This is a genomic window from Streptomyces sp. NPDC058000, assembly GCF_042886435.1.
Lineage (GTDB): Bacteria > Actinomycetota > Actinomycetes > Streptomycetales > Streptomycetaceae > Streptomyces.
The window spans coordinates 57292-68184 of record NZ_JBHVQS010000034.1 but is presented as its reverse complement, the minus strand read 5'-3'; the positions used below and the strand labels follow the sequence as shown (position 1 = coordinate 68184).

Here is a 10893-nt window from a genome sequence, read left to right as displayed (position 1 = left end):
GACATGACCTGGGCATCTTGGACGACGGTGGGGATCCACGCCCGCCCCGGCGCGGTGCAGACCGAGGAGATCGGCCCGATGCAGGGCGATCTGACCATCCACACCACGTGGTCGGAGGACGAGGCGCACGTCGCCGTGCAGTACACCGGGTCCTCGGACTGGTACACCATGGTCGGCAGCCCCGTCCCGTGCCACTCGGAGGCGGACAGCCGCGCCTTCCACCAGGCCGTCGTCGAGGCGGTCCGCGGCGGCGAGAAGGCCCAGGCATCGCTGGAGGAGCTCTTCCGCACCGGCTAGGGCCGGCCCTGAGGCGCGCCCTCCATCCCTGACCGACCGGCCGGGACGGCATCAGCCGTCCCGGCCGTCGTCGTGTCCGGAAAATCTTTCGCGCGCCCGCACAACCCCCGTGCGGTCCGGTGAGTCTTTCCCGCCAGAACACGATTGGTCATCTTCCGACTACCTAAAGCTGATCAATTATCAATTTTTGACTACCTAGCGTTGAAAATTGATCATTCCTCTTTACATGCCCATGCCAGACATACCAGGGTCTGTGCGGGGCCGGACGGCCCCCGCGGTGTGCAACGCCACCGCGTGTACGGGCGGTTGACGCATGCCACCGCCCACAGCACATAAGGACGCAATTCTGTGCGTAGGCCCCACATACGCAGCCGCCACCTGGCGATAGCCCTGGCCGTCACCACGGCCGCCACCCTCACCGCCGGCGCGGCCATCGCGGCCCCCGCCGCCCCCGCCGCCCCCTCGACCGCCGGCACCCCCTCCCTCGTCGCCACGGCACGCGCCGCCGCCTACGCGCACTCCGCGACGACCGGCGTCAGCAAGCAGGACACCCTCACGGTCACCGACACCCTGGTCGACCCCGACGGCCACCGGCACGTACGGTTCGTTCGGACCCACCGCGGTATGCCGGTGCTCGGCGGCGACCTGGTCATCCACCTCGGTGCGGACTCCGCCTACCAGGGCGTGACCCGGGCCGCCCGCCACCAGGTCGACCTCCCCGCCACCGACCCGAAGCTGTCGGCCCACCAGGCCGCCGCCAAGGCCGCCGCCGCGGCACAGGGCACCGCCGGCGAGCCCCAACTCGTCGTCGACGCCCGCGAAGGCCGGACCGCGCTCGCCTACCAGGTGCAGGTCGACGACAGCCGCACCGTCGAGGCCGGCGGCGCCCGGACCGTCGTCATCGACGCCACCACCGGCAGCGTCCTCAGCAACATCCCGGTCAACGACCCGTTCCTGTCGCCGTCCGTCCTGCACAAGCTCCGGCAACGGGGCGAGCGCCTCACCCCCGGCACCGCGGCGGCCACCACCCCGGCCGCCCCGAACAAGCCCGCCGCCGGCCACTACCCGGCCCCGGCCACCGGCACCGGCGCGTCCCTCTTCGTCGGCACCGTGCCGCTGTCCACCACGCAGACCGCCAAGAACGCATTCGTCCTGCGGGACGGCACCCGCGGCAACACCGAGACCCGGGACGCCGGCGGCAAGGAACTCGACAAGTTCATCGCCGCCAAGCCCCTCACCCACGGCACCAACCGCTGGGGCAACGGCACCACCGCCGACCGGACCACCGCCGCCGTCGACGCCCAGTTCGGCATCACCAGCACCCTGGACTTCTACAAGAAGACCTTCGGACGCAAGGGCATCAAGAACGACGGCGCCGGCGCGCACGCCCTGGTCCACTTCGGCAAGAACGTCGGCAACGCCTTCTGGTCCTCGGACTGCGGCTGCATGCTCTACGGCGACGGGGACGGCAAGCTCTTCACCAAGCCGCTGGTCGTCCTGGACGTCACCGGCCACGAGCTGACCCACGGCGTGGTCGACGCCACCGCCGGCCTCCAGCCCACCCGCGTCGACGCGGAGGGCCACCAGTTCGGCGAGCCGGGCGCGCTCAACGAGTCGCTCGCGGACATCTTCGGCAGCGCCGTGGAGTTCGCCGCCAACAACCCGAAGAACCCGCCGAACTACCTCATGGGCGAGAAGCTCGGCCTGGCGCAGAAGTTCCTGCGCCGACTGGACAAGCCGTCCCTGGACAAGCTCGAAGGGACCGTCGACTACTGGTCGAAGGACACCTACGACACCGAGGTGCACGCCGGCTCCGGCGTCTCCTCGCACGCCTTCTACCTGCTGGCCGAGGGCAGCGGCAAGAAGACCATCGGCGGGGTCGCCTACGACTCCCCCACCTACGACGGCGCCAAGGTGACCGGCATCGGCCGGGACAAGGCCACCGCGATCTTCTACCGGGCGCTCACCCGGTACATGGTCTCCACGACCGACTTCCACGACGCCCGGACCGCCACCCTCCAGGCCGCCAAGGACCTCTACGGCGCGGGCAGCACCGCGTACCGGACGGTCGACCGGGCCTGGGCCGCCGTCAACGTCACCACCGCCAACGCGCCCACGCGGTGACGCGATGACGCGATGACGCGATGACGCGATGACGCGAAGCTGACCCGACGGGACGCGGTGCCCCGCCACGCGCGGGGCGCCGCGTCCTGGCCCGCCCGGGCTGCCGACGCCTACGTTGACGCCATGACCGTGCGCACCGACCGGGCCCGTCGCCCCGGCAGCCTCGCCGCGGCGGGCGTCTTCGCGATCGGCATGGCGGGCACGACCCTGCCCACCCCGCTCTACGGGCTCTACCGCCAACAGCTCGGCTTCTCCGAACTGATGGTGACCGTGGTCTTCGCCACCTACGCCCTCGGGGTGATCACGGTCCTGTTCGGCGCGGGCAACCTCTCCGACGAGACCGGTCGGCGCCCGGTGCTGTTCGCCGCGCTGGGGCTGTCCGCGGCGAGCGCCCTGTGCTTCCTCTTCGAAGGCGGGCTGCCGATGTTGCTGCTCGGCCGGGTGCTGTCCGGCTTCGCGGCCGGACTGTTCAGCGGCGCCGCCACCGCCGCCGTCCTGGAACTGGCCCGCCCCGGCCGGGAGTCCCGGGCCGGCTTCGCCGCCACCGCCGCCAACATGGGCGGTCTGGGCTGCGGCCCGCTCCTCGCCGGTCTGCTCGCGCAGTACGCGCCCCGGCCGCTGGCCCTCCCCTTCCTCGTCCACCTGCTCCTGCTGGCCGTCGCCTCGCTGGTGACCGGGCTCCTCCCGGAAACCGTCGCGCACCCGCACCGGCCGCGCTCCCGCCGGCCCCAGGGGCTGGTGGTCCCCCCGGCGGTCCGCGGGGTGTTCGCGCCCGCCGCGGTCGCCGCGTTCGCCGGTTTCGCACTGCTCGGGCTGTTCACCGCGATCGCGCCGAGCTTCGTCGCGCAGACCCTCGGCGTGCACAACCTCGCGGTTTCCGGGGCGGTCGTCTGCACGGTCTTCCTCGGCTCGACCCTCGGCCAGTCCTTGACCGGCCGGATCGGCGTGCGCGCCGCGCTGCCGACCGGCTGTCTGATCCTGGTACTGGGACTCCTCCTGGTCGGCGCCTCGCTCGCGGCGACCTCGCTGCCCGTCCTGGTCGCCGGCGCGCTCTGCGGCGGCACCGGCCAGGGCCTGGCGTTCCGCGCCGGGCTCACCGCGGTCAGCGCCGCCGCCCCGTCGGAGCACCGCGGCGGCACCCTGTCGGCCTTCTTCCTCGTCGCCTACCTCGGCATCTCCCTGCCGGTGGTGGGCGTCGGCGCGCTCAGCACGGAACTGGGGCTGCGCGGCGCGGGCCTCACCTTCGCGGGGTGCGTCATCGCGGTGGCGGTGGCGGTCGGCGGGTACGTCCTGCGGCGCCCGCTGCCGGCGGAGCGTCCGGCCTGATGCCGCACGGCCCGACCGGGACTGGCTCGCCGCGTTCCGGGAAGGGCTCCAACGACGGCTGTCCGCCGTCGAGTTGAGACATCTGCTCCAGAAGGTGAGACCTCGGGAAGGGGGACCGCCCGTCCGCCGGCAGACCCGGCGGTGACGATCCGGTGGCCGCGCACCACACCGGTACAGGGCCCGCGCGCAGGCATCGTGCCCCGTGCCGGAACATCGGCACACCGCATCACAGGAGTCCTCGTATGGCCGACACCCACCACCACGCCCGTCCGGACGACGCCACGGCCGCAGCAGTCGACCCGGCATCCCCCTGCGACCTGCTCGTCCGGGACGCCCGCCTGCTCGTCATCGACGGCGACACCGAGATCCCCGGCGGTTGGATCGCGCTGCGGGACGGCCGGGTCGCGGCGTACGGTCCCGCCGGCGCCGAGCCGGCGCGGGCCGCCCGTACGCTCTCCGCCGCCGGCCGCCTGGTCACCCCCGGCCTGATCAACACCCATCACCACCTGTACCAGAACCTCACCCGTTCCTACGCGCCCGCCGTCAACGGCACCCTCTTCACCTGGCTCACCACCCTCTACCCCCTCTGGGCCGCCCTCGACGAGGAAGCCGTCCACCTCTCCACCTACGTCGGCATCGCCGAACTGCTCATGGGTGGCTGTACCACCTCGACGGACCACCACTACGTCCATCCGCGCCCCCGCCTGATCGACGCCCAGATCCGCACCGCCCAGGAGTTGGGCTTCCGCTTCCACGCCACCCGCGGCTCGATGACCCGCTCGACCGAGGACGGCGGCCTGCCGCCCCGCTCGGTCACCCAGACCGCCGAGGAGGTGCTGGCGGACAGCGAACGCCTGGTCCGCGCGTACCACGACCCGGCCCCGGGCGCGCTGACCCGGGTCGCGCTCGCGCCCTGCTCACCGTTCTCGGTGACCCGGGAGCTGATGACCGCCACCGCCGAGCTGGCCGAGCGGCTGGACGTCCGGCTGCACACCCACCTCGCCGAGGACCCGGACGAGGACACCTACTGCCTGGACACCTACGGCTGCCGGCCGGTCGAGTACTTCGAGTCCGTCGGCTGGATGACCGACCGCACATGGGTCGCGCACTGCATCCACCCCACTAAGCAGGAGCGCGCCCGGCTCGCCGCCGCCGGTGTCGGGGTGGCGCACTGCCCCAGCTCCAACATGCTGATCGCCGGCGGCACGGCGGCGGTCCAGGAGATGCGCGGGCTGGGCATGCCGGTCGGCATCGGCTGCGACGGATCGGCCTCGACCGACCACGCCTCGCTGTGGCTGGAGACCCGGGGCGCGCTGCTGCTCGGCCGGTACCGCGGCGGCCCGGCGGCGATGACCGCCCGGGACGCCCTGGACGTCGCCACCCGCGGCTCGGCCCGCTGCCTGGGCCGGGCGGACGAGTTGGGGCACCTGCGCCCCGGGGCCTGTGCCGACCTCGTCGTCTGGGACACCCCCGAGGTGGCGCTGGCCGGGGCGCTCACCGACCCGGTCGAGGCGTGGCTGCGCTGCGCCCCGTCCCGGGCCTGGACCACGGTCGTCGGCGGCCGGGTCCTCGTCGACGGCGGGGAGCTGCAACTCCCCGAGTTGACAACGAAGTTGCGGGAGCACGCCCGGGTCGCCCGGCGGATGCAGGGCCTTGACTGACGTAGCGTCAGTCGGCTGCTGGCGCCCCCTCGGCCCGGCGTCGCCCGTGGTGGAATGCGAAGTGGAGCCCCAGGGCGACCACCAGCGCCGCGGTCGAGGGGCTGCCGAAGACCAACTGCCACCACTCCGGGAAGCGGTGGTAGAGGCGCGGGGCGACGACCGGCAGCATCCCGGTGCCGATCGCCGCCGCCGCGATCAGCAGGTTGTCGCCCTGGTCGAGCCCGGCCCGGCGCAGGATGTCGATACCCACCGCGGCGACGGTGGCGAAGCACATCAACGAGGCTCCGCCGACCACGGGTTGGGGGAGGGAGGCGATCAGCTCGCCCAGTTTGGGGAGGGTGCCCAGGAGCACCATCACGACGCCGCCGGCCGCGGTGACGTACCGGCTGCGGATGCCGGTCATGAGGGTCAGTCCGATGTTTCCGGCGAAGACCGTGTCGGGGAAGGAGTTCATGGCGCCGCCGAGCACCCCCGACAGGCCGTCGGCGGCCAGGCCGCGGCCCAGCGCCCGGTCGGTCAGCGGCCGCTCCACCGCCTCGGCGACCGCGATCATCTGCGCGGTGGACTCGGCGAACACCACCAGCATCACCACGCACATGGAGACCACCCCGGCGAGCGGGAAGGTGGGGGCGCCGAAGCGGAACGGGGTGACCAGCCCGATCCAGTCCGCGTCCGCGACGCCGGAGAAGTCGGTGAGCCCCATCGGGATCGCCGCCAGGGTCCCGGCGAGCAGTGCCAGCAAGACGCTCACCTGAGCCAGGAAGCCGCGCAGGAACCGCCGGAGCAGCAGCAGGAAGCCGATCACCCCGCCGGCCAGGGCCAGGTGGGCGGGCGGGGCGTAGTCCGCCGCGGCGGGGTCCGGTCCGGCGATCATGCCGGGGGCGGCACCGATCAGCGCCAGCCCGACGACGGTGATCACCACCCCGCTGACCAGCGGCGGGAACGCCCGCAACAGCCGGGCGAACGGGACGGCGACCAGCATCCCGAAGAGCCCGGCGGCGATCATCGAGCCGTAGACCGCGGGCAGCCCGTACTCCCGGGCGATCATGATCATGGGGGTGACGCAGACGAAGGACCCGCCGGTGACCAGCGGCAGCCGGACCCCGAGGAACCGCCCGGCGCCCAGGCTCTGTACGACGGTGACCAGGCCGGCGACGAAGACGTCCGCGTTGACCAGGGTGCTGACCGCCTCGCCGGACAGTCCCGCGCCGGCGCCGAACATCAGCGGGACGGCGATCGCGCCCGCGTACATCACCAGTGCGTGCTGCACCCCGAGGCTCATCGTCCGGCCGGCGGTGGGGTGCCGTTCGCCGTCGGTGCGGACGGGTCGGGGGCGGCGGAGCGGCGTGCGACGCGGCGTCAGGGGCATGACGGACCTCTCGGGCACGGGTGGGGCCGGGCGGTGGGGGAGGCGCCCGGCCCCTGCCGTCTGCGGCGCGGGCCGGTCGCAGCTGCCGTTGGGAAAAGGCCGGGTGACGGTCAGTCGCTGCGGGCCGCGCGCAGCCGGGCGGCCTCGCGGGGCGAGTTGGCGTTGGGCTTCCCGGCGCGCGAGCCGCCCAGCTTCTCGGCGAGGTGCCGGCCGACGGTGGTGGGCGGGTACAGCGGCTCGGTGCCCACCGGGACGCAGCCGGGCAGGCAGCTGATCTCGGCGTCCCAGTTGCCGTCGTGGAAGAACGCGGCGGAGCGGCGGCGCACCACGTGTCCGGTGGCGTCGGTCGGCGGCAGCACCCGGTGCATGGTCGACAGCCATCGGTCGTTGGTCCAACGCGCCAGCAGATCACCGAGGTTGACCAGCAGACAGCCCGGTTCGGGCAGGACGTCGTGCCAGCACCCCTCGGTGTCGAGGATCTGCAGCCCGGGGACCCGGTCGGCCCACAGCACGGTGACGATGCCGTAGTCGGTGTGGGCGCCCATCCCCATCTGGTCGCGGTCGACGACAAGTCCCTGCTCGGGGAGCAGGTAGTGGTTCATCCGGAGCACGTCGAGCGAGTGGTCGGTGAACGGTACGAAGTAGTCCGCGGGCAGTCCCAGGGCGTGCGCGAAGATCCCGGTCAGCCGCCGGGCGAGCCCGCCCGCCTGCGTGCACCACTCCGTCACCGCTTCCCGGTAGCCCGGCACCGGCGGCCAGAGGTTGGCCGGATAGTGCGCCTCGGGCAGGTCGAGGCCGGGGAAGGCGGCCGCCTCCGCGCCGACGTTGAACGCTTCGAAGAGGTCCTCGGCCGCGGCGGGCACCCCCAGGCTCAGGCTGAGCTTCTCGGTGCGCGGCGGGGTGTAGCCGCGGTTGACGTCCGGCGACGGGGCGCGCAGCGCCTTCTTCTCGTCCATCGGGAGGCCGAAGAAGTCGTCCAGCGCCGCGGCGAACGCGCGCACCGCGGCTTCGGGGATCCCGTGCCCTCTGATCTGCATGAATCCGACGGTGCGGGCCGCCTGGTCGATCTCGCCCGCAATGCCGGCCCGGTCGGCGGCGGTGCCGTCCGTCCAGGCGGAGATGTCGATGACGGGTACGTCGAGTACGCCGTTCACGGCCGTGGCCCTGCCCATCGCATGCCTTCCTTCTGTCGCGCTCGGTCCCCTCCGGGGCGCTCGGCGGTCCCGCTCGGCGCCCACCCACCTCTATCCGCTTCAACAGTTTGATGAACGCCTTGTGAACGACCTCCTGGGGAACAAGCTGAAAGCAGCCGGCCGTTGGCCGATATCCGCAGGTCAAATCCCCTCTATGCGGCGACACTTCGCCGAATACCGAACAGTTGCCGACCTAACCTCCCTCGCATGACCACCCCCTCCCGGGACACCACCCGCGCACCCCGCATACTGCCCTCCGACCCCACCCCCTCCCGCCCCTCCGCCAGTCGCCCCGCCCTGGCGGCCGCGTCCGTCACCGTCGTGCTCTGGGCCTCCGCGTTCGTCGCCATCCGCGGCGCCGGCGCCGCCTACTCCCCCGGCGCGCTGGCCCTCGGCCGACTCCTGACCGGCTCCCTGGTCCTGGGGGTGTTCCTGCTCGTCCGGGGCGGCGGCCGGCCGCCGCGCGCCGCCTGGCCGGGCATCCTCTGCTCGGGCGTGCTGTGGTTCGGCGTCTACACGATCGCCCTCAACTGGGGCGAACGGGAGGTGGACGCCGGCACGGCGGCGCTGCTCGTCAACACCGGCCCCGTCCTGATCGCCCTGCTCGGCGCCCGGTTCCTGGGCGAGGGGCTGCCGCGCCGACTGTTCGCGGGGCTGGCGGTCTCCTTCGCGGGCGTGGCGGTGGTGGGCCTGTCGATGTCCAGCGGCGGGCGGTCGTCCGTGCTCGGCGTCCTGCTCTGTCTGCTGGCCGCCGTCGGCTACGCCGGCGGGGTGGTCGCCCAGAAGCCCGCCCTGCGCCACACCAGCGCGCTGACGGTGACCTGTTACGGCTGCCTGACCGGCGCCGTCGCCTGTCTCCCGTTCGCCGGCACCCTGGTCTCCGAGGCGGCCCGCGCGCCCCTCGCGGCGACCCTGAACATGGTCTACCTCGGCGTCTTCCCCACCGCCGTGGCCTTCACCACCTGGGCGTTCGCCCTGGCCCGCAGCACCGCGGGCCGGATGGGCGCCACCACCTACGCGGTACCGGTACTGGTGGTCCTGATGTCCTGGCCGACCCTGGGCGAGGTCCCCGGCCCGCTGACCCTCGCGGGCGGGGCACTGTGCCTGGTCGGCGTGGCGCTCACCCGCCGACCGGCACGCCGACCCCGCTTCCCCGATCGTGCGTGAGGAGGTCCGGGGCCTGTCCGACCCTGTGCCACCGGACACGCGCTAAACGACGTCTAAGCCCGGAGGGTGGCCGTCGCGCGGGACCAGACCTCGTCCGGCGCGGCGCACGGGACCTCCCAGGTGGACGACGTCACGGTGCCGCGCCCCCGGTAGCGGAGCATGACCGCCACATGCGCCGGCGTGCCCAGGAATCCGGCGAGCGCGGCGCGGTCCCGCCAGATCGCCACCGCCCCGCAGCGGCGGGCCATCGGGCGGGCCCAGAGCCACATGCCGTGTGCGCCGTCCAGTGCGGGCCAGTCCGCCGCGAGCCGGCGTGCCGCGCGGTACACACCGGGCAGGTCCGCGACCGTGGACAGCCGGAGGTCGGTGACGCTGACGAGCGCGGGGCCGGCCCGGCCGCTGTCCGGGCCGGCGATCCAGGAGGTCCTCAGCACGCCGGCGCCCGCCAGTCCGGCGAACGGCCCAGCATCGTCAGGATCCGGTCCAGCGTCCTGGCGCCTTCGGCCACCGGCAGGCCGGGCCGGAAGGAACTGCCGGTGGCGAGCCGGGCGGCGCCGTCCGGGACGGCCCGGGCGATCGGCAGGGCGGCGTCGAGGAGTTCGGGGTCCGGGTCGTAGCGCAGGTCCAGGCTCCGTGCGAGGTCCCAGCTGTGGACGACGTAGTCGATGAGGTGGAAGCCGATGGCCTGGATGGCGGGGAAGGTCCGGTCGGTGGTGAATTCCGGGAGGGCGAACGGGAGGTCGGGGTCCGCCACGGTCGCGAAGGCCGCGAGGACGTCCTCGGCGGCGTGGCGGTAGCGCATCGCCGCGAGGGGGACGTCGTCGCCGAGCGGGCGGACCGCCCAGTGCGCCAGGTCCCGCCCGCGGCCCAGCGCGGCCGCCGCGAACCCCTGGTGCTGGGCCGTCAGGTGGCCGAGCAGCGCGGCCAGGTCCCATCCCGCACAGGGGGTGGGCCGGGCCAGGTCTCCGGGGGTGAGCCGGTTCACCAGCGTCACGCTGTCCCGCACCGCGCGGGCGTCGCACTTCCGCAGGCGGTCCAGGTCCGCCCGTCCCGTCGTCGCGGACGCCGCGTGCGCCGCGTCCCGTCGTACCGAGTTCGTATGCATGTGCTTACGATCTGCGTGAGCACATGATCTGTCAAGGGGTATTTTCTGCTGCATGGCCGAGCACGCAGCACCCAGGGACACCCCGACCGAAGGGCGGTCGACCGCCCGCCCCGACCTGGCCGCGATGCTGGTCCCGCTGTGCCGCGCCCTGGTGGACGCCGAGCGGCCGGTCCTCGACGCGCACGGGCTGACGATGTGGGCGTACGCGGTGCTGCTGCGCCTCGACGAGACCCCGATCCGGACCCAGGCCGCCCTGGCCGAGGCCATCCGGGCCGACAAGACCCGGATCATTCCGATCCTGGACGACCTGGAGACCCGCGGGCTGATCCACCGCCGGCCCGACCCCGGGGACCGCCGGGTCCGGCTGGTCTCCGTCACCCCCGAGGGACGGCGACTGCGGGACGCCGTCCAGGCCGACATCCAGCGCGGCGAGGAACAGCTGCTCGCCCACCTTCCGACCGCCGACCGGGAAGGGTTCCTGCGCGGCCTGCTGGCGCTGCACGCCCTGCCCGAGATCCCCCCGCACCACCCCTCGCGCGACGCCTGACCGGGCCCGGCGGCCGCACGGCGCCGCACACGGCAGATGCCGGCCGGGCCGCCCGTAGGCGGTGGGTCCCGGCCGGCACCCGCCGACGCGGTGTCCGATCGCGT

10 protein-coding genes are annotated in these 10893 nt (G+C 73.6%); 6 read left to right on the top strand and 4 right to left on the bottom strand.

Annotated elements, in window-relative coordinates:
* Positions 1–3 precede the first annotated feature (3 nt).
* The 4 genes from ACFVT2_RS27710 to ACFVT2_RS27695 all read left to right on the top strand — a co-directional run bounded on the left by ACFVT2_RS27710 (position 4) and on the right by ACFVT2_RS27695 (position 5408).
* A complete protein-coding gene (locus ACFVT2_RS27710) occupies positions 4–297 on the top strand; it encodes a hypothetical protein (RefSeq protein WP_390022211.1) in 294 nt (97 codons plus the stop codon).
* Between the two features lie 348 nt (positions 298–645).
* Positions 646–2421 (top strand): M4 family metallopeptidase, encoded by a 1776-nt coding sequence (locus ACFVT2_RS27705; protein ID WP_390022210.1) that lies wholly within the window; start codon positions 646–648, stop codon positions 2419–2421.
* Positions 2422–2544: 123 nt separating this feature from the next.
* The gene (locus ACFVT2_RS27700; protein WP_390022209.1) at positions 2545–3747 is read left to right on the top strand and encodes an MFS transporter; all 1203 of its coding nucleotides are present in this window, start codon (positions 2545–2547) and stop codon (positions 3745–3747) included.
* A 242-nt stretch (positions 3748–3989) separates the two neighbouring features.
* On the top strand, positions 3990–5408 hold the full coding sequence (locus ACFVT2_RS27695; protein ID WP_390022208.1) for an 8-oxoguanine deaminase: 1419 nt from the start codon (positions 3990–3992) through the stop codon (positions 5406–5408).
* 7 nt (positions 5409–5415) lie between these two features.
* Here ACFVT2_RS27695 and ACFVT2_RS27690 read toward each other — a convergent pair whose 3' ends face one another.
* The gene (locus tag ACFVT2_RS27690; RefSeq protein WP_390022207.1) at positions 5416–6777 is read right to left on the bottom strand and encodes a nucleobase:cation symporter-2 family protein; all 1362 of its coding nucleotides are present in this window, start codon (positions 6775–6777) and stop codon (positions 5416–5418) included.
* A gap of 110 nt (positions 6778–6887) precedes the next feature.
* Entirely contained in the window at positions 6888–7949 is a 1062-nt protein-coding gene (locus ACFVT2_RS27685) for an isopenicillin N synthase family dioxygenase (RefSeq protein ID WP_390022206.1), read from the bottom strand.
* 228 nt (positions 7950–8177) lie between these two features.
* Here ACFVT2_RS27685 and ACFVT2_RS27680 point away from each other — a divergent pair, with 228 nt between their 5' ends.
* Positions 8178–9137, top strand: a complete 960-nt coding sequence (locus tag ACFVT2_RS27680) for a DMT family transporter (protein WP_390022205.1) — start codon at positions 8178–8180, stop codon at positions 9135–9137.
* 53 nt (positions 9138–9190) lie between these two features.
* Here the strand turns inward: ACFVT2_RS27680 and ACFVT2_RS27675 are convergent, their stop codons facing one another.
* Together ACFVT2_RS27675 and ACFVT2_RS27670 are read right to left on the bottom strand one after the other, a co-directional pair.
* Positions 9191–9571 (bottom strand): hypothetical protein, encoded by a 381-nt coding sequence (locus ACFVT2_RS27675; RefSeq protein ID WP_390022203.1) that lies wholly within the window; start codon positions 9569–9571, stop codon positions 9191–9193.
* A complete protein-coding gene (locus ACFVT2_RS27670) occupies positions 9565–10242 on the bottom strand; it encodes a TIGR03086 family metal-binding protein (RefSeq protein ID WP_390022202.1) in 678 nt (225 codons plus the stop codon). Before ACFVT2_RS27670 ends, ACFVT2_RS27675 begins: the two co-directional genes overlap by 7 nt.
* A 52-nt stretch (positions 10243–10294) precedes the next feature.
* On the opposite strand from ACFVT2_RS27670, the gene ACFVT2_RS27665 reads away from it, so the two are divergent.
* Positions 10295–10789, top strand: coding sequence for a MarR family winged helix-turn-helix transcriptional regulator (locus tag ACFVT2_RS27665; protein WP_390022201.1), 495 nt, complete (start codon positions 10295–10297; stop codon positions 10787–10789).
* Positions 10790–10893 lie beyond the last annotated feature (104 nt).

Bases quoted from the DNA above. Each gene is read 5' to 3' on its own strand.
- ACFVT2_RS27665 (WP_390022201.1), top strand. From the start codon at position 10,295: ATGGCCGAGCACGCAGCACCCAGGGACACCCCGACCGAAGGGCGGTCG.
- ACFVT2_RS27685 (WP_390022206.1), bottom strand. From the start codon at position 7,949: ATGGGCAGGGCCACGGCCGTGAACGGCGTACTCGACGTACCCGTCATC.
- ACFVT2_RS27710 (WP_390022211.1), top strand. From the start codon at position 4: ATGACCTGGGCATCTTGGACGACGGTGGGGATCCACGCCCGCCCCGGC.
- ACFVT2_RS27700 (WP_390022209.1), top strand. From the start codon at position 2,545: ATGACCGTGCGCACCGACCGGGCCCGTCGCCCCGGCAGCCTCGCCGCG.
- ACFVT2_RS27680 (WP_390022205.1), top strand. From the start codon at position 8,178: ATGACCACCCCCTCCCGGGACACCACCCGCGCACCCCGCATACTGCCC.
- ACFVT2_RS27690 (WP_390022207.1), bottom strand. From the start codon at position 6,777: ATGCCCCTGACGCCGCGTCGCACGCCGCTCCGCCGCCCCCGACCCGTC.
- ACFVT2_RS27670 (WP_390022202.1), bottom strand. From the start codon at position 10,242: ATGCATACGAACTCGGTACGACGGGACGCGGCGCACGCGGCGTCCGCG.
- ACFVT2_RS27695 (WP_390022208.1), top strand. From the start codon at position 3,990: ATGGCCGACACCCACCACCACGCCCGTCCGGACGACGCCACGGCCGCA.